General features: G+C 48.8%; 17 protein-coding genes. 7 read left to right on the top strand and 10 right to left on the bottom strand.

Translation table 11 applies throughout. From position 1 onward, the window contains the following. The first annotated feature begins 457 nt into the window (after nucleotides 1-457). A complete protein-coding gene (locus tag J3L11_RS11270) occupies nucleotides 458-700 on the top strand; it encodes a type II toxin-antitoxin system Phd/YefM family antitoxin (RefSeq protein ID WP_207571042.1) in 243 nt (80 codons plus the stop codon). 7 nt (nucleotides 701-707) lie between these two features. Then, nucleotides 708-1,007, top strand: coding sequence for a type II toxin-antitoxin system RelE/ParE family toxin (locus tag J3L11_RS11265; RefSeq protein WP_207571041.1), 300 nt, complete (start codon nucleotides 708-710; stop codon nucleotides 1,005-1,007). A 217-nt stretch (nucleotides 1,008-1,224) separates the two neighbouring features. Here J3L11_RS11265 and J3L11_RS11260 read toward each other — a convergent pair whose 3' ends face one another. Next, on the bottom strand, nucleotides 1,225-1,581 hold the full coding sequence (locus J3L11_RS11260) for a darcynin family protein (protein ID WP_189617312.1): 357 nt from the start codon (nucleotides 1,579-1,581) through the stop codon (nucleotides 1,225-1,227). A gap of 88 nt (nucleotides 1,582-1,669) precedes the next feature. Here J3L11_RS11260 and J3L11_RS19665 point away from each other — a divergent pair, with 88 nt between their 5' ends. From J3L11_RS19665 to J3L11_RS11245, 3 genes are all read left to right on the top strand, one after another. After that, on the top strand, nucleotides 1,670-2,296 hold the full coding sequence (locus J3L11_RS19665) for a TetR family transcriptional regulator (protein ID WP_207571040.1): 627 nt from the start codon (nucleotides 1,670-1,672) through the stop codon (nucleotides 2,294-2,296). A gap of 65 nt (nucleotides 2,297-2,361) precedes the next feature. Beyond that, nucleotides 2,362-2,514, top strand: coding sequence for a hypothetical protein (locus J3L11_RS11250; protein ID WP_189617310.1), 153 nt, complete (start codon nucleotides 2,362-2,364; stop codon nucleotides 2,512-2,514). A 16-nt stretch (nucleotides 2,515-2,530) separates the two neighbouring features. Then, complete coding sequence (locus tag J3L11_RS11245) at nucleotides 2,531-2,797, top strand: DksA/TraR family C4-type zinc finger protein (protein WP_189617309.1); 267 nt, start codon at nucleotides 2,531-2,533, stop codon at nucleotides 2,795-2,797. A 49-nt stretch (nucleotides 2,798-2,846) separates the two neighbouring features. Here J3L11_RS11245 and J3L11_RS11240 read toward each other — a convergent pair whose 3' ends face one another. After that, on the bottom strand, nucleotides 2,847-3,608 hold the full coding sequence (locus J3L11_RS11240; RefSeq protein WP_189617308.1) for a DUF4097 family beta strand repeat-containing protein: 762 nt from the start codon (nucleotides 3,606-3,608) through the stop codon (nucleotides 2,847-2,849). A gap of 372 nt (nucleotides 3,609-3,980) precedes the next feature. On the opposite strand from J3L11_RS11240, the gene J3L11_RS11235 reads away from it, so the two are divergent. Then, nucleotides 3,981-6,041 (top strand): EAL domain-containing protein, encoded by a 2,061-nt coding sequence (locus J3L11_RS11235; protein ID WP_207571039.1) that lies wholly within the window; start codon nucleotides 3,981-3,983, stop codon nucleotides 6,039-6,041. A 27-nt stretch (nucleotides 6,042-6,068) separates the two neighbouring features. Here J3L11_RS11235 and J3L11_RS11230 read toward each other — a convergent pair whose 3' ends face one another. The 3 genes from J3L11_RS11230 to J3L11_RS11220 all read right to left on the bottom strand — a co-directional run bounded on the left by J3L11_RS11230 (nucleotide 6,069) and on the right by J3L11_RS11220 (nucleotide 8,591). Beyond that, the gene (locus J3L11_RS11230; RefSeq protein WP_207571038.1) at nucleotides 6,069-7,448 is read right to left on the bottom strand and encodes a diguanylate cyclase; all 1,380 of its coding nucleotides are present in this window, start codon (nucleotides 7,446-7,448) and stop codon (nucleotides 6,069-6,071) included. Between the two features lie 94 nt (nucleotides 7,449-7,542). Further along, the gene (locus J3L11_RS11225; RefSeq protein WP_207571037.1) at nucleotides 7,543-7,848 is read right to left on the bottom strand and encodes an AzlD domain-containing protein; all 306 of its coding nucleotides are present in this window, start codon (nucleotides 7,846-7,848) and stop codon (nucleotides 7,543-7,545) included. Next, nucleotides 7,845-8,591 (bottom strand): AzlC family ABC transporter permease, encoded by a 747-nt coding sequence (locus J3L11_RS11220; protein WP_207571036.1) that lies wholly within the window; start codon nucleotides 8,589-8,591, stop codon nucleotides 7,845-7,847. The genes J3L11_RS11225 and J3L11_RS11220 overlap by 4 nt, the downstream gene beginning before the upstream one ends. 387 nt (nucleotides 8,592-8,978) lie before the next feature. Between J3L11_RS11220 and J3L11_RS11215 the strand changes: the two genes are divergently transcribed. After that, nucleotides 8,979-10,127 (top strand): MFS transporter, encoded by a 1,149-nt coding sequence (locus J3L11_RS11215; RefSeq protein ID WP_207571035.1) that lies wholly within the window; start codon nucleotides 8,979-8,981, stop codon nucleotides 10,125-10,127. A gap of 18 nt (nucleotides 10,128-10,145) precedes the next feature. Here the strand turns inward: J3L11_RS11215 and J3L11_RS11210 are convergent, their stop codons facing one another. The 5 genes from J3L11_RS11210 to J3L11_RS11190 all read right to left on the bottom strand — a co-directional run bounded on the left by J3L11_RS11210 (nucleotide 10,146) and on the right by J3L11_RS11190 (nucleotide 16,881). Further along, on the bottom strand, nucleotides 10,146-10,820 hold the full coding sequence (locus J3L11_RS11210; protein WP_207571054.1) for a Fe2+-dependent dioxygenase: 675 nt from the start codon (nucleotides 10,818-10,820) through the stop codon (nucleotides 10,146-10,148). Nucleotides 10,821-10,886: 66 nt separating this feature from the next. Beyond that, nucleotides 10,887-13,142 carry a TonB-dependent siderophore receptor gene (locus tag J3L11_RS11205; RefSeq protein WP_207571034.1) on the bottom strand — a complete coding sequence of 752 codons (2,256 nt, stop codon included), beginning with the start codon at nucleotides 13,140-13,142 and terminating at the stop codon, nucleotides 10,887-10,889. A gap of 245 nt (nucleotides 13,143-13,387) precedes the next feature. Beyond that, nucleotides 13,388-14,149 carry a S1/P1 nuclease gene (locus J3L11_RS11200; protein ID WP_189617301.1) on the bottom strand — a complete coding sequence of 254 codons (762 nt, stop codon included), beginning with the start codon at nucleotides 14,147-14,149 and terminating at the stop codon, nucleotides 13,388-13,390. A gap of 73 nt (nucleotides 14,150-14,222) precedes the next feature. Beyond that, nucleotides 14,223-14,999 carry a CDP-diacylglycerol diphosphatase gene (locus J3L11_RS11195; protein ID WP_189617300.1) on the bottom strand — a complete coding sequence of 259 codons (777 nt, stop codon included), beginning with the start codon at nucleotides 14,997-14,999 and terminating at the stop codon, nucleotides 14,223-14,225. Between the two features lie 136 nt (nucleotides 15,000-15,135). After that, nucleotides 15,136-16,881, bottom strand: a complete 1,746-nt coding sequence (locus tag J3L11_RS11190) for an aryl-sulfate sulfotransferase (protein ID WP_207571033.1) — start codon at nucleotides 16,879-16,881, stop codon at nucleotides 15,136-15,138. Nucleotides 16,882-16,976: the final 95 nt, after the last annotated feature.

Here is a 16,976-nt window from a genome sequence, read left to right as displayed (position 1 = left end):
GGACAGTAATCAATTTTGTTGGTTGCGCCAATGCAAACTAGCTTTTGCTAGAGCTTAGGCTAGCGCCTGGCATGGCAAGCGAGTATTTGGCTTAATGGTATCGCTGCGCGATGGCAAACTGCGTTTGCGAACGTCATAGAAGACATACAGAAAGTATTAATACTGCGGGCACATGGATGTGCTTGAGCGGCGAATGTCTCAATGACGCAATGCCTGTCCAACGCGCCTGTGCCGTGCCAAAGGGGAGTCGGTATTGCCTAGTAGCTCGATAGCAACTTTTGGGTGAACGCGAGTTTGATTGCTAACGCTAATTGATGAGTTTCTGGTAACAATTTTCATGGAATCCCTCTTGAGCTATTTGTGAGTTTATATTTCGCACAAATCACGTGATTTAATTAAATTGACCATTTCGTGCGATACATTATAATCTGACTGGGTACTCAACCGGGAATTGACCATGCATACATTGACAGCGAATGATGCCAAACGAAATTTTGGCGAACTACTGCTGAGCGCACAACGCGAGCCTGTAAAAATCAGCAAAAACAGTAAAGATGCTGTGGTGGTAATGTCGATTCGAGACTTTGAAGCGCTGGAAGCGATGAAAGCTGAATACCTTAAGCACTGCTTCACAGCAGCGAAGGAAGAGTTAAATAATGGCAATGTTGTTGATGGCGAAAATTTCCTGAATTCGCTGTAATTCACTGATGCAAAATAACAAATACAAGCTAAGTAGCTTAGCGCAGTCGCACTTGCGCAAAGTAAAAAGTTACACTGTTGAAAATTTTTCAGAATTGCAATGGCGTACCTACAAAGACACTTTGTTATCAGGGTTACAAATGTTAGCCGACAACCCGGGCGTAGGCATAAGCTGTGACGAGATCTACCCCAATGGCTTTTACTTCCCCATTGGCAAACATACGGCTTACTTCACCAAAGAAGACGGCTTTATCTTGATCGTGGCGGTTTTAGGTCAGCCACAACTCCCCCAGAATCATCTGAAGTAACGCTATTTCACCCCAGAAAACATGTAGAAAAGCATGACAGGCATCAACTTGGACCATTCCAGCAGAAGGGAGAAATGGAGCAATAGCTGTTCAATGTTTGCTGAATCCATTCAACTTCATGTTTTCCAGAGGGTGTTGGTGGATGACTGCATGGATAGAAAAAGCGGTGCTCACTTAAAACGCCGCTTTTTAGGCTATCGATTGTACGGTCAGATCGCTACTGATTGAGGTGCGTCTGGGTGAGCAATGCTTTATGTTCAAACTCAACAAATCCATCTTCAATGGCCGGTAAGATGGCGATAACATTGAAATAAGGTGTTGTGTATATTTTGCTGTCTCTTAGCTGTTCCATCATGAAATAGTAATGTTGAATGTTATCGGTTTCGCACATCATGATATCGCTACAAAACGTGGTGAAGGCTTCTGCATCAAACAGTCGAATATGTACGTCTGGATACTTGGCAAAGACTTCGCGTTTTAGTTGGTCAAAATAAGCGTTGCGGTCACGTCTATCTAATTGCAGCCATTCCTTTCTAGCATTTAAATGTACAAAAAAAGTATAGGTTCTAGCCATGTTTGTTTTCCTTCAATTCTGGTTTCGGCGGTAAATATAGAATACGATTAAACATTCGCGTTTTATATTCGCATTCCGAGATAAGCCAGTGAACTCAAAGGTAATAGATTGTATTGTAAGTAGAAAACTACCAAGACAAGGGCGTTCAAAGACACTCGTTGCTGCGATACTAGAAGCTGCTATTCATGTTTTAGCGGATGGCGGCATTCGGGGATTTACCACCGCCAGAGTGGCTGAAAAGGCGGGAATTAGCGTTGGCTCACTTTATCAGTACTTCCCAAATAAGGCCGCCATTCTGTTTCAATTACAAGTCAACGAATGGCGAAAAACTCAGCAACTTATTGAAACTATATTGGCCGACATGACCAAGCCACCACGAGAGAAATTAGAGACGGCTATTCGTTCATTCATACAGTCAGAATGTGATGAATCGAGTATTCGCAAAGCTTTGGGGGATGCATCGCCCTTTTACCGAAATGCCCCTGAATTCGCTGTTGCGAAATCCGATACAAAAATTAATCTCGTACAATTTATCAGCGAGTTTCTGCCTGATGCTTCCGATGAAACATTGGTTTTTGTTGAAGATTTACTACTCAGAGTGGTTACCAGCTTCGGCAAACAATTTTCTGAGGAAAGCAAAACAGACGCGGATATCAAACGTTATAGCGCAGCGCTAGCCAATATGTTAGCTATGCAGATTGAGACTTATAAGTAATACAACGTCTCTATTACATTTCGCTATCGCCAAGTGCCACATCAATAGTATTGGAGCCGCGAGCATTGGGCGCACATATCGATAAGCGCTTTATCAAAGACGGCATTTATCAAACCATTGCGGCAGAGCCGATATTGCGCGCTGGTGGTCCAGCGAGCTATTTTGGTATTAGCGTGGCGACCGCATTTGAGATGGTGCGGCCGTCAGTTACCAAGTAGATAAGTGGAGGTCATTTTGGCATCAGGTTGGGCACAAGATGGGGCTGAGCAACAGCAGATAGACAGCACTGTTGAAGATGCACTTGCTCGGGTGCGAGGCGAGCTTCCCAAAGGCGAAAGCCTGACAGAGTGTGAAGAGTGTGGCGAAACGATCCCAGAGGCGCGGCGTTTGGCGATTCCTGGCGTGCGTTTGTGCGTGAATTGTCAGGCGTTGGAAGACAAGCGACGCCAAGCATTTGCCGGATATAACCGTCGAGGTTCTAAAGATAGCCAGTTACGTTGATGCTGGCAAAAAGCCGGACAGCAAGTCCAGCTTTTCGCGTTAATGCTGATTATTTGTCCATCGTCACCGGGCCATTGATATCGTCGAAATGTACATCGCCGGAGCCAGCGCTGATGATATTTAACCCTTGTGTATGACGGACATTGATGTCCCCGGAACCATCGTCAATGGTGACAATGCCGTTTACATTGGTAACAGTCAGTGAGCCGGAGCCATCATCAATGCGGACATCACCACCCACGTCACGGATATCGATGTCACCCGAGCCATCATCCAGACGAATTTTACCGCTGACATTTGCCAGTGTCACACTGCCGGAACCATCTTGAATATCCAGATCGTGACCACCGCGAATAGTCAACTCACCTGAGCCATCTACGACCTTGATATTGGCCGTCATATCGCGGATTTCCAAAGGACCAGAGCCATCGGTCACATCCAGCATCAGCGCGGCGGGCACCGTAACGCGCAGGTTGATATAAGGCGAACGATGGCTGAAGGAAACATGGTTGGCAAATTTTGCAGTCAACACTGCACGTGAGCCTTGCTGTTCCAGCGTCAGAATGGCGGGCACATCGGCATATTCATACACATCCGCTTCTACCTTGATCTGCTGTTGGTCAGCAACACCGACGATAACCAGCTCACCTGCGCCAGTGTCGGCCTGCAGTTGGCTGATATTGGTGCTATCCAGTACCAAGCTGCGGTGACCATAATTCAGTGGCTCGCTGTGGGCGCCATTTACATAGAAAACACAGCCAGTGAGTGGCAGCATGCAAACAAGTGCTAGCAAAGTTGAGCGTACAAACATAATTTTTGTGTCCTTAACGGTAAGCGTCAGTGATTGCAGAAGACTGAACATTGGGTGTTATTAATGTAGTCACAGTGTAAGCAGATGTTGTGCCATAAATAATTTTAATTAATAATCAATGAGATATAGATTTTAGATGAACGAATTAAATAACAAGATGGCAATTTTCATTATTAAACGGTGAGTTTCGCTAACGGTCACAGTTCCACCATTGTATTCGTCCAGCACACGGGCATTGGCAGCGGTTTCCAATAAAAAATTCTCTCGTTGTCAGACGGAGGCAACTACACTAGAAGTGGTGATAAATTCGCCATTACCTCTTATTTTTCGTCAGAAATTACCACTGCGCTGTTAACAGGGAGTGTCTACAGTATGAAAAGAGCCTTGTATCAGAATCCCCATCTGCTGCGGTTACACTGGCGCCGTGGCACCCTGACATATCTGTTGGCGTTGCTGATCATTGGCATTTTGGCGTTACTGTCACACTACTTAGTACAACGCATTGTTAATCAACAGGAAGCTAGTGCCCGCGTGGTGAACCTCGCCGGTCGTCAACGTATGCTATCGCAACGTATTACGCTGTTTGCCGGGCAATTGTTGGCGGAAAAAGATCAACGATCGCCAACTCTGTTCCCGGGGGAATATCTTGATGCGATAGCTACTATGAACAAGGTTCATCAGGCGCTGATGCATGGCTCGGTATCGATGGCGATTCCGGCTCCAAGTTCAAAGGCTATACAGCAGATCTTTCATCAACCGCCCGTAGATCTCGACCAGCGCTTGCAAGCGTTTTTTCGTTTGGCAAAGCAGGTCGTGGATCAATCGCTGACCCTGCCGGAAAGGGAACAAGCGTATTTGCAGCTGCGGGCATCCGCGCGTTATGACATCCTCAACTCACTGGATACCCTGGTGTTGCAATTCCAACAAGACAGCGAAGCCGCCATTGTGAAATTACAGCGCTATAACCGTCTGTCATTGATCGGGATGCTAAGCACTCTATTGTTAGAGGCGTTGTTTATTTTTTGGCCGCTGTTGGTTTCCTTATACCGCCGCGAGAAACAGTATCTGCAGTTGCTGCGAAAAATGGATAGCGAAATTGCCCATCGGGTACGTTTTCAAGCATTTAACGACCCGCTGACATGCTTGCCAAATCGATTGTCGATGTTAGAAAAAATCCAGACATGCGTTGATTTAGCGCAAAAAAATAAAAGTGCCTTGGTCGTTATTTCGGTGGGGTTGGATCGCTTCAAGGATATCAACAATAGCCTTGGACATGATAAAGGGGATGAATTACTCGTCGGCATCGCTACGCGCTTAGAAACCCTGGTGAAGCAGTATCGCGGCTTTCTTGGCCGCATCACCGGCGACGAGTTTGCCATTGTATTAGACCAACGTAAGGATAATCTCGAGCTGGTACAACTGATGCGGGAACTGCTACAGGCCGTGGCCGCACCGTTTGAAGGTGACGGTTTTTGTGTGCAGGTTACCGCTTCTCTGGGGTTGGCTTTTTATGCCGATGATGGTGCCAGTGCCCGCAGTCTGCTGATGCATGCCAACCAAGCGATGCGTATTGCCAAAGATGAAGGCGGGCGGTGTTTCCGTTTCTTCCAGCCGATGATGACCTCCAAAATGACCCGACGTATTCAGTTGGATCAAGAGCTGCGACAAGCGATGACTGACTGCGCGCAACTAATGTTGTTCTATCAGCCAAAGGTGGATCTGCGCGATGGGCGGATTTGTGGCGTGGAAGCGTTGTTGCGCTGGAAGCATCCGCAACAGGGCATGATTTCTCCGGCGGAATTTATTCCCATCGCAGAAGATTCTGGACTGATAGTAGAGTTAGGTGATTGGGTGATGGTTCGGGCACTGGAGCAACTGGCACAGTGGCAGCAACAGGGGATGGCAGTCGATGTTGCTATCAATGTATCGGTCAAACAGTTGTTGCGCAGTAACATCAGCGAGCGTATCCAGACCTTAGCGCAGCAGTTAGGCGTCGCATCACAGCATGTCCAGTTAGAGATCACCGAAAACAATATCATGGACAATATGAGTCGCATTATGCCGCAGCTGCAAGCGTTGACACAGCAAGGATTTACCTTGGCTATCGATGACTTTGGCACCGGCCATTCCAGTCTGTCTCGGTTACGGGATTTACCGATGAAGGTGCTGAAAATTGATAAATCTTTTGTCGCAAATGCCCTGCGTGATCAGAAAGATGTGCAACTGGTTGAGGCAATTATAGAAATTGGCCATATTCTGAACCGGACTATCATCGCGGAGGGGATTGAAACTGCGGAACAGATGGCATTGTTGCAGCAACTGGGCTGCGAAGAAGGACAAGGATATTTGTTTGCCAGACCGATGGCGGCGGAACAGTTGGAGCCGTTGTTAAGGCAGGGCACCATTGATATTCGTCACGAGGCTATGGCTTGACAGCTGCCATAGCCAGAATCTCCGCCGTCAGAGCTGATCTGTATCGGCAACAATAACGCGGTTCCGTCCCAAGTGTTTGGCGTCATACAGTGCTTTGTCTACCTGTCGCAAAATCACTTGATAATCGGGATGGCCATTAAACAATGCCAGGCCAGAGCTGACGGTAATTTGGATACGCTCACCGTTTGGCAACATAAAGTTTTCGGCGGACACTTTATTACGCATATTTTCGGCAATCGCTTGGGCGTTGTGTTTGTTCACATCAACCAGCACCACCATGAATTCCTCGCCCCCCAGACGAAAGACAAAATCACCAGCACGCGAATTGCTCACCAGAAAACCGCTCAGTTGCTGTAATACACTGTCTCCGGCCTCATGACCGTAAGAGTCATTGACCTCTTTAAAGTAGTCAATATCCAGTGACAACAGTGCGAACTGACTGTGATTGCGGCGGGCGTGGGTAATTTCACGGCTTAGTACTGTCGGCAGGAATTTGCGATTCAGCAGTTTGGTCAGGACATCCCGACCGCTTTCCAACTCCGAGCTTTTGGCAAAAATGTCATCCAGCAGGAATTTGATCCGTTTGGTTTCGTCTCGTACCTTGCGTAAGCTCTGGATCCTGGTGTCAGCAGGCCCTTGCTGCATATCTGCTAGCAGTTGTTCATCAACGATGTTTATACGTTCGTCAATGAGCTGGGTTTCCGGGTAGTCTTGAAATGCATGTGCCCCTTTGTGTGTAAACCATAAACCAAATTCAGAAGTAGACAGCGCTGGCAGTTCGGCATTGGGATTGCCAAGGGTGCACTCAAACATCAAGCGATTTTCCCAGTCCAGCAACGCCCCTTTCTGCTTTTCGCGTTCAGTCGACAGGTTCTGAGAGATAGAGAACAGCCGGTATACCTCATCAGAGCGGGTGTTGCGGTCGTAAGAGCTGGCATAGGCTTGCGCCATGACTTCCATAGAGACATCAAGGGTATCGCAAAAATGCTGCAAGCACTCATGCTGTTGCTCCGCGGTCAATGGCTCTTGCTGCAACAACTCACCGTAGTGCTGTTTCAGGTAGCGCGCACCACGCAGTACCAAGTGCATCGGAATTTTGATACGGGCGTGAATTTCACCGACTTTTACCTGCAGGGCTACCGCTGCTGCGAGATCATACTGCTCATCAATATCAAACAGCGTGACCAGCCATTGCTGTAAAGAACCATGTAAACGTGTTTTCACTTGGTCGTGGGAAAGAAAGATCGACGCATCTTCAGCTCCCAACATATGGGCATAGAATTGCGTCGCCAGTTCACCACTATGGTTGGCAACAAGTTGTCGATTTAGTTGAATACTCTGTGGATTTATTCCGGAAATCAAAGTATTCCAGTCATTAGCAACTTTACTGCTGGTTGTGCCGCTCATAATATTCCCTGGCTATAGACATTATCCGGCGGCAAAACTAGCAAGATTACTGCTGAAAGTCCAAAGAAATGCTTGAATATTCACCAGCACAGCATCACCAGTTCAACAGATAAAAAGCCAGTAGACTGAGTAAGACTGCACTGAGCATATGCCTGACAAAGTAGGCGATAATCACCGAGATTATTGCCCCCCAAAGATAAGGATTATCTGGAAAATGCCGTAGTTCTCCATTATCCAGTAAGATCACCGGCGCGCAGATGGCAATCAACAAGCAAGGGGCGGAATAAGATAGCGCTTCCCGCACTAATGTGGGAATACGCAGTGGCAACCGGGGTTCTAGAAACAGGTAACGGTTAAAAAATACGATGAACGCTAACAGCAGCAGTAGCCACCAACTCATGTTGTTGTCTCCCCGGATTTTCTCGTCAGGTGCGCTACTGCGACCGCAAACATCATTCCGGCAATGCCAGCGATCACGATAGCGCCTTCCACTTGCGCTAGTGACAGAGCGGCGGACAGCAGCAACGAGCACAGCACACCTGCGAGAGTGCTAAGGCTCTTTATCATTGGCACCACGATAGTAATAAAGGTGGCGATGATGGAAAAATCCAGATGGTACTTTGCCAGATCGGGTACCGATGCCGCGAGCCAAATACCTAAGGCACTGACAATTACCCAAAACAGATAGAACGTCAGTCCGGCCCCTATCAGGTAGCTGACCGTCAGCGCCTGTTCGCGGACCTTTGGCACACTCAGCGCAAACAGCTCATCGGTTAGCAAGAAGCCGATCGGCAGGCAGTACTTGAGTTTCAGTTGGGTGACAAATTCACGCAATGTCAGCCCATAGATAAAATGCTGCGATGTTAAAAAGAAGATGGTGATAATAATGCTGAAAACATTGGCGCCAGAGATCAGCATGCTCAAGGTGACCAGTTGCGCTGCTCCGGCAAAGATAATCGCCGACATCCCCAGACTCTGCCACACATCTAGCCCAGATTGAATCGCCATTGACCCAGCAAGGAGCCCCCACGGCAGGACCGCCAGACACAAGGGAATAATGTCGATTGCGCCCTTAAAAAACTGGGCTCGTTGTCCTCGTAGCGAATGCGCCGAAGCTGGCTGCAGGTGTTCGAAATTATTCATGATGTTTGTTAGTTACGCGCACTGTGTATGGTGTTGCTTATATGTAAAAATTGAGATTAGCGTTATAGCATGAAGCCGCTGATGTCGGCACGAATTTGTTATGGGCGCGGTAGTAATCATCGCTAGTCTCTCTCAGCCGTTTTTTGTACAGCAGATGAAATAATGTATTGATGAAATTTTTTGGATGAAGCTACCGATTTTTTATTGACGTATTGTATTAACACTATAAAAATCAATTAATAAGATAATATCTTATGTGGTTTGGTCAGTTTTTTAATCCGTGTTTCTACAACGGCTTCAATGGTGATGCGACGGGTGATTGACTGTTGGTACGCTGGTGGAATAATGCGCGCACTTTGATTGCGACACCTTCTGTGGTTTTATCCCATGTCCATTTATACCCGCCCCGTGCTGTTGCTGCTCAGTGGCTTGCTGTTGCTGACCTTGGCGATTGCAGTACTGAATACCTTAGTACCTTTATGGTTGGCGCACGAGAATCTGGCGACTTGGCAGGTAGGTATGGTGAGCTCCTCCTATTTTGCTGGTAATTTGCTGGGCACGGTGTTGGCTGGGCACTTTATCAGTCGTTTTGGGTTTAATCGCAGTTATTACATTGCCACCGTTTTGTTCGCGTTGGGCTGCGCAGGCCTTGGACTGATGGTCGGTTTCTACAGCTGGTTTATCTGGCGTTTTATTGCCGGTATCGGCTGTGCCATGATTTGGGTGGTGGTGGAAAGTGCATTGATGTGCAGTGGCACTTCAAGCAACCGCGGCCGATTGTTGGCGGCCTATATGATGGTGTATTACTTTGGCACCGTTGCCGGACAATTGCTGCTGACCAAGTTGCCCACAGCATTGATGAGCGTGCTGCCATGGGCTTTAGTGTTGGTCCTCTGTTCAGTGTTGCCCTTGCTGTTTACCCGGATTGTTAACACTCAGGAACAACCACAACAGAGTCCTCAGGTCTTGCCTATGCTGAAATTACGACAGGCGCGGCTCGGTGTCCACGGTTGCCTGATCTCTGGCGTAGTGTTGGGGTCGTTATATGGATTGATGCCACTGTACCTGAATCATCTGGGCATGACTGATGCCAGTGTCGGTTTCTGGATGGCATTACTGGTCAGTGCCGGTATTGTCGGACAGTGGCCAGTAGGACGGCTTGCTGACCGCTACGGTCGATTAATGGTGTTGCGGGTTCAGGTGTTTGTGGTGATCCTTGGGTCATTGGCGATGCTGGTGCATGCGGCATTGACTCCAGCTTTGTTTATTCTCGGCGCAGCCGGCTTCACTTTGTATCCGGTCGCTATGGCATGGGCCTGCGAAAAAGTACCGCATCAGCAGTTGGTTTCCATGAATCAGGCGCTGCTGCTCAGTTATACCGTGGGGAGTCTGATTGGCCCGTCAATGATCGCGTTGTTGATGCAGCAGTATTCAGATAGTCTGCTGTTCCTGACCATGGCGAGCGTGTCATTTATCTACCTGTTGATGTTGCTGCGGAAACCAGGGCAACATCCCAATCCAGTGGCGCATGCCTGATAAGCGTTGGGGTTGAGCTTACAGTTCACTCCAGCGTCGTAACAGGTTGTGATAGATACCGCTGAGATTAAAGATCTGCTGCGCATCGGCCTGCTGTGCTGTGAGCGTTTGAATCGATTGATCGAGTTGAAACAGTATCCGTCGTTGTCCTTCGTCGCGGATCATGCTTTGCAGCCACATAAAGGCGGAGGTGCGCTCGCCAGCGGTGACAGGGGTTACCTGATGCAGGCTTGTGGAAGGATAGAGCACCAGCGATCCGGCACTGAGCTTCACCCTTTGCTGACCATAGGTATCCTGGATCACCAATTCCCCGCCTTCATAACTGTCTGGCTCGCTGAGAAATAGCGTGGCAGACAAGTCTGTCCGTACCATGCCATTTTCTGTTGCACGAATCGCATTGTCGATGTGATAACCAAAGGTTTGCCCACCTTCATAGCGGTTGAACAGTGGTGGGTAAAACTCTAGGGGTAACGCGGCAGAAACAAATAAAGGGTGTGCCAGCAGTCGATCCATTATCAATTGCCCCAACGCTTGTGCAACGGGGTCATCTTTGCTCAGTTGCTGGTTGCGTTTGCGGGTTGCAGCCAACTCGCCAGAGGTTTGATTACCGTCAATCCAAAGGCGTTCGTCCAGTTGTTGTCTGAGTTGCAGGACTTCATCGCTGGAAAAAACCTGTGGGATTTCAATTAACATCATTAGGCTCCGTCAGCCAGGTGGTAAAGATGGCTTTCCCGTAGGAAAGCCTTGGTTTTCAAGATATTAAAAATGCACTTCAGCACTCAGCATGGCCAAGCGACCGGGAGCCACGTTGGCAAAATGGGACGCATAGGCTTTGTCGTAGTAACGCTTATCCGTGAGATTCTGTACATTGAATCTGAGCGTGAGGTAATCGTTGACCCGGTAAGATGACATCATGTCGAAGCGCCAGTAGGACGGGATCCACAAGGTGTTAGCGGTATTGCCATAGACTTTACTCATGTAGTAAGCCCCAGCCCCTGCCGTTAGCTGCTCGGTAATATCATAAGTGCTGAACAGACTAACACTGTGCTTGGCGGTATTGGGGAAACGGTTACCGTCATATGCAGTGTTGTAGCCGTTACTTTCTAAAGTGGCATCCAGATAGGTATAGCCGCCAAAACCGTGCCAGTGGCGCATGATGTCACCGGAAAATCCGACTTCAAACCCCTTGACCTTCTGTTTCCCAACGTTGGCCTGTGGCGCATTACGACCCGCTTCGGTGGCTACTCGGGCGTTGTTCTTTTCTATCTGAAACAACGAGCCATTCAATGATAGGCGGCCATGGAACAGTTCCCATTTGCTGCCTATTTCATAACTTTTGGTATCTTCTGGCTGCAAATCATCATTGTTATCGCCAAGTTGATCACTGCCATCGCCGTTTGACGTGCCTGGTGGGTTAGAAGAGGTTCCCCACGCCGCATAAACACTGCCATTGTCGGCAGGTTTATACAGCACCGACAACTGATAATTGAAGAAATCACTGTTGTTATTCAGTGTCGCCGTAGAGGACTCACTGCTGGTGTCGTAATCATCCCAACGGATACCGCCATTGATGAACCAGGCATCACTCAGCTCTAGGGTGTTAAAAGCATAAAGTGAACGGGTGTCGGTTTCTGTCACTGTCGTGGCGCTACTCAGACTGATAGTGCCAACCCAGGGATCGTGCGGATTTGGATCTGATAACAAGGTGCAGTTATAGCTGTCCAACATCGCTTCATCGCAGCCCGCGTTGCGACCATTACCCGTGTCGACGCTGTAGCTGCGGTTGCTGGTGCGTTCATTGCTCAATTCGGTGCCCACGGCAAAACGATTGGGCATCCCCGCTAAGGTGACTTCGCCGCTCAATTGCAGCTGTGTGGCGAGCGTTTTGGTTGCGGAATGGCGTGATTTGGTATTACGCCACACATAACCATTGGCAACATTACCGGCGCTGTCATCTGGGTTGGTGACGATATAGTGGTTAGTGTTGCGGCTGTATACTGAGGTCGAATTAAAGTGCAGGGTATCGCTAAAATCGTGATTGATAATCACTGAAGCCGTATCATCACCATTGTCTCGAAAATCGCGATTCAACAGACCATAGAAATTATCTTCATCGACCTTAGCCGGACGGCCAGAGCTCTGATCATAGGGGATACCATAATCGGGGATGTCGTGGCTTTCAAAATGGTAATACTCCAACGTCACCTGGGTGGCGGTAGTCAGACCGAAGGTTAACGAAGGTGCAACCCCCCAACGGTTACCTGATACTTGGTCACGTCCAGGCGTGTCAGCATCATGACTCATCATATTGATACGGAACGCGGCTTCATCGCTAAGCTCTTTGTTTACATCCAACGTGCCACGCTTGAGCGCATCGGTGCCCAGGGTCACATCGGCAGTGATGAAGTCGCCGGCGCGGGCTTTCTTGGTGACAATATTGATGCTGCCACCTACTGCTCCGCGACCGTTATAGACAGAACTTGGGCCTTTTAGCACTTCGATCTGCTCGATGTTAAAGGTTTCGCGATTCTGTGAGCCAACGTCGCGCATCCCGTTGATAAAGGTTGACGATTGGGCATCATAGCCACGGATAAATGGCCGATCGCCGTAAGGATTACCTCCCTCCCCAGTGCCCAAGGTAATCCCTGGTGTCGCACGTAGCGCATCGCTAAAACTTTCAGCGCCCATATCTTTCATTAGATCTTGATTGATTACTGTCACGGTTTTGGCGCTATTAAGCAGATCTTCCGTGAACTTGCCAGATTGTACCCGGCGGGTGTTATAGCCTTGGTAGTCACCATTAACTTCGATGTGTTCAAGCTTCTTGTCACCTTGATGTCGATGGCTTTTATGGTGTTCTTTCGATTTATCTTCGCTGTGGTGTGGTTCGGTTTGAACCTGCGATTGTTCAGCGGCAAGGACCGGAAGCGCTGAAATTGCCATTCCTAAGGTTAAAGATCCCAAAACCTGGGTGCCGAGTCGAATCCTTCCATTGCGGCGTTGTGCTGTTGTCATTGCAAAATTCCCAATTAGATGTGTTATCAGCGGCAGTTCATCTGCTGTGCTTTTAGCACCAGCTAATATAGAGATTTGTAAATATGAGATCAAGAACGATTATCATTTAGATTATAAATTGATATGGGTCATATTCTTCCTGCGGCATTTATGATGGGACTGTCGAATGAGGACGCCTGTGTTTACGGCATAAAAATGCCCGGAAGTTCCGGGCATCGCACTAAGGGTAATGCTGTCGATAGTGATTAAGGGGTATAGATATTGTCGAGCATCCGGGCCAGCCGCACCGCGCCTTTTTCGATACGTAGCTCAATCACTGGACCATATTTTTCTACGTAAGCTTGCCCGAGAATTTCATGGGGTTGATAACCCGCGTAAATATCCCGTGTCAGCGTGAGCGATTCATCGCCCCATTGTTCTGGTGTGCCGCTAGCATCCGCTTTATTGGCCAGTTTGGCTAAGCGGTCACCAAAGCCTTTCCAATCATCACCTACCATATGTTCAATGATGCCGTAATCGAAAATGCCATGCAGATTAGCGGGTTGCCCGAAAAAGGTCACTTCCGTCTTATTACCACCCCAGTCATCGGCATAACTGACATGTAATGGTTGGTGCAAATCACCTACGAAATGCGCCAGGAAGAATAACGCTTGCCAGTCCTGCGGATTTTTCTGCAGTTTGGCTTGCTGCTCGGCAATAGCACTTAACACACAACCTTTGCTGCAGTCGGCATCATGCAGGTCTTTTTCATTACGGGTGACGTTGATGTAATGCAGGTGCTTTGACCAATCCCACTGGTGATCCTTTTTGATATCGTCTGCCCAAGTACAGGCTTCAGCGAATGAATGATAATCGCCCTGTTTGGCGGCAACGGCATCCAATGCTTTCTGGGTCGCAGGTGAGGTCAAATCATAGGCGGCTTCACAAAAGGCCTTGTGGCCGGTAAAACCCCAGGCGTGTACCTGGCTGGAGAGGACTAACAACAATAAGCCACAATAACGATACATAATGCTTCTCCTATTTTTGGGGGAGCCATTGTAACGGCCGCAGCCGTATGGGCGAAGTACACAACACAGGCTGTTACAAAGTCGGTTGCAGAATACTGCAGCTGTGATCCTGCAGTTCTTCGGCAGAGGCATTATTGGCGGTGAGCCAGTTGGCTTTGATAGCCATCAGCACCAACTGTCCGTTGGGCAGGTTAGCCAACGCCAGACCGTAATGTCCCATGTCGTCGGCAGCCTCAGGAAGTTCTTGCGCTAGGCGGATAAACACACTCTCATCCTGTAACTGCTGTGGCGTCAGGGTTCGCAACAAATAGTCACTGGGTCCCAGTTCATGCTGTTGCCACTGTGACGTAAGCGTTGGTGTCAGGCTATCCAGTTGTTGTCTGACATCCTGTCGTAGGCAGGAGATGTGAATATGCAGCTGGTTCTGGGTGCGGCCATAAGCGGAGTTGATCGCCAACGACAACGCTCGGTCGGGAACAGTCCGTTGCTGTTGCGCCATCAGCTCGATTGCCAAGGCTCGCTGTTGCCAGGCGATAGCGAAGAAATTGGGGGTCAGCGGTTGCAACAATTCAGGACTTTCTACTCCTGAAATCTTATCTACTGGCATCAGCAGATACTGCAAAATTCCATGTCGGTCTTTAAGCGTGACGTAGCCTTTGGATTCATTCACTTCGCTGCACGGTGCGGGTTTGCCGTGCTCTTCCATATCAGGCACACAGCGCTCGCTGATTAAGTGCCACAGGGCATCGGGATTATGGGCTGGCGTTTGCCAAAAATAAGTGGCCGTAGCAGCGGCAACCAATATCAATACCGCAAACACTAGCAGGAATTTTCTCGGTGTTCTGACCATGGAGGGTTCCAGAGTAACAGTTAAAACTGGGTTAAGTTAAAAGTCGGCTATTGTAACGGCCGACGTTAAAAAGAAAACGTTTAGCACTGCAAAGCCGGGGCAAATCGCAGTGCTGAGGTCGATACCAGATTCAGTTTCAGTGGCTGAACGCCAATTCTGGATGGATCACCAATGCCCGATACGATGCCTGTTGCGGTGTGGTAGCGAGCATATCCAGTTCTACGGCGATTTGCTGCGTACCGTATTTCACTTCGACTAATCTGGGTTCGGTCAGTTCCTGCTCCAGTAATTTTCCAGTGGCGAAAAAAATTAGCATGCTGTCAGTGTCCGGTTGATAACGGACAATGGATGTCACTGGGCTATACCAGTCATAGCCTTTGTCTTTACCGAACTCCCAACGCTGTTGGACGGTGAGTTTTTGCTCGTCAATCTGGTACTCCACCGCGCGGCTGTATTTCTGATTGGCAAAAAACGGCTGAGCGAGATGGCGGCCATCACCGTTATCAAACAAGGTGAGCGTACCTTTTTGTGGCACTAGGTAGGCGGCATGTTGGGCATAACCAAAATCAAAATCGCTGTGTTGACACACCCCATTTTCGTCACAGTCCAGCGGCTTGCCATCGGCATCCACAGGTGTTAGTAGTTTGCTTGCCAGTTGGCTGTCCCAGCCTTTGCGTGGTGCCAGAATCCACTTTACCTGCTTATCGCGGCCGATTTTAAACACCCCTTGATGGCGCGATGAGATGATAATGGCATCGTCACTGGCATCATACTCGACCGAATTGACATGCGCCCAATTGCGGCCGGTACCAACGCCCATGTGATCACCAAAGGGCGCATCAGGCTCTAGCTCGTTGCCTTTGGCTTGCAGATCGACATTCAGACATACGGCACGCGGATCCAAGGCCTTCATCAGACTGTCCCGTAACGGGTCGAGGATGCGGTTAAGGTCCCAGACATCGACCAGACGGCCATATTCATCGACTTCCAGAATTTGGTCACGCACGGTATTTACCACTTTCCCGTCAGCGCGATGGTAGTTTTGTTTGGCTGCCCGTAACAGATAGTGGCCATTTGGCAGGGCTTTCATGTCATGGGACAGGTCGATGTAACCCTTGGGCAACCAGCGTTCAAATACCATGCGCCCTAGCAAGTCCATGCGGTAATAGCGTTGCCCTTGCAAAAATATTATGTCGCCGTTAGCAACTTGATGGACGCCCATCAGAATGCCGCGTTTGCCAATATCTTGCTGATCATGAATTTTATGCGGGTCGAGATACCAGCGAACTTCGCCCTGGGTATCGGTAATGAAATCCAGTGGCCAACGATCCCACTCTAGTGCGCCACCATTAGCCCACTGCATCGATTCTGAATGCTGATCGGCGACCAGATGATTTATCCAGTACAAACGTTGTTTAAAGCCTTTGGCAACGGTGACTGGTTTGATGGTCGGAAAGGCCGCCACCGCATTATCCACGCTGATCCCTTGCAACGGTTGAGTGAAAATGTTGTAGGTTTCGTCGACTTTGTTCCCTGCTAATGTATAACGCAGCTGCACCCGGTTCTGGTAATTGGCATATAGCCCAAACACTGGCACCCCGTCATAGGTCAGTAGCTGGCTATGACCAACACGGTAGTGAATATCAACGCCCGCTTTGCCCTTGCCTAAGACGGTCACCTCCATGTCGGTAGGCTGTTTTCCTGCCAGGCCGATAATCGCGGTCAGTGGTGCATAACCGTAAGGATTGACGCTGACCAGCCCCAACTGACCTTGTGCTGGTCGACTGATATTCATTACCGAGGCGGTCGCCGGTGTGGTAACGGTGGTGATAGAAGTAATGGTCAATGCGAGCAGCAGTGTCGCGATGAAAGACTTATGCATCCTTTCTCTCCCAGAATAGAAAGGACACAAGACTGCAGTCTGGCGCTGCTTTTGGGTAGCGAGAGGATCACAAAAGCAATATTTATATGGTGTTA

The organism is Shewanella sp. 4t3-1-2LB (assembly GCF_017368415.1).
GTDB lineage: Bacteria > Pseudomonadota > Gammaproteobacteria > Enterobacterales > Shewanellaceae > Shewanella > Shewanella fodinae.
Note: the sequence above shows the minus strand (reverse complement) of the source record. Positions and strands in the feature narration are given on the sequence as shown.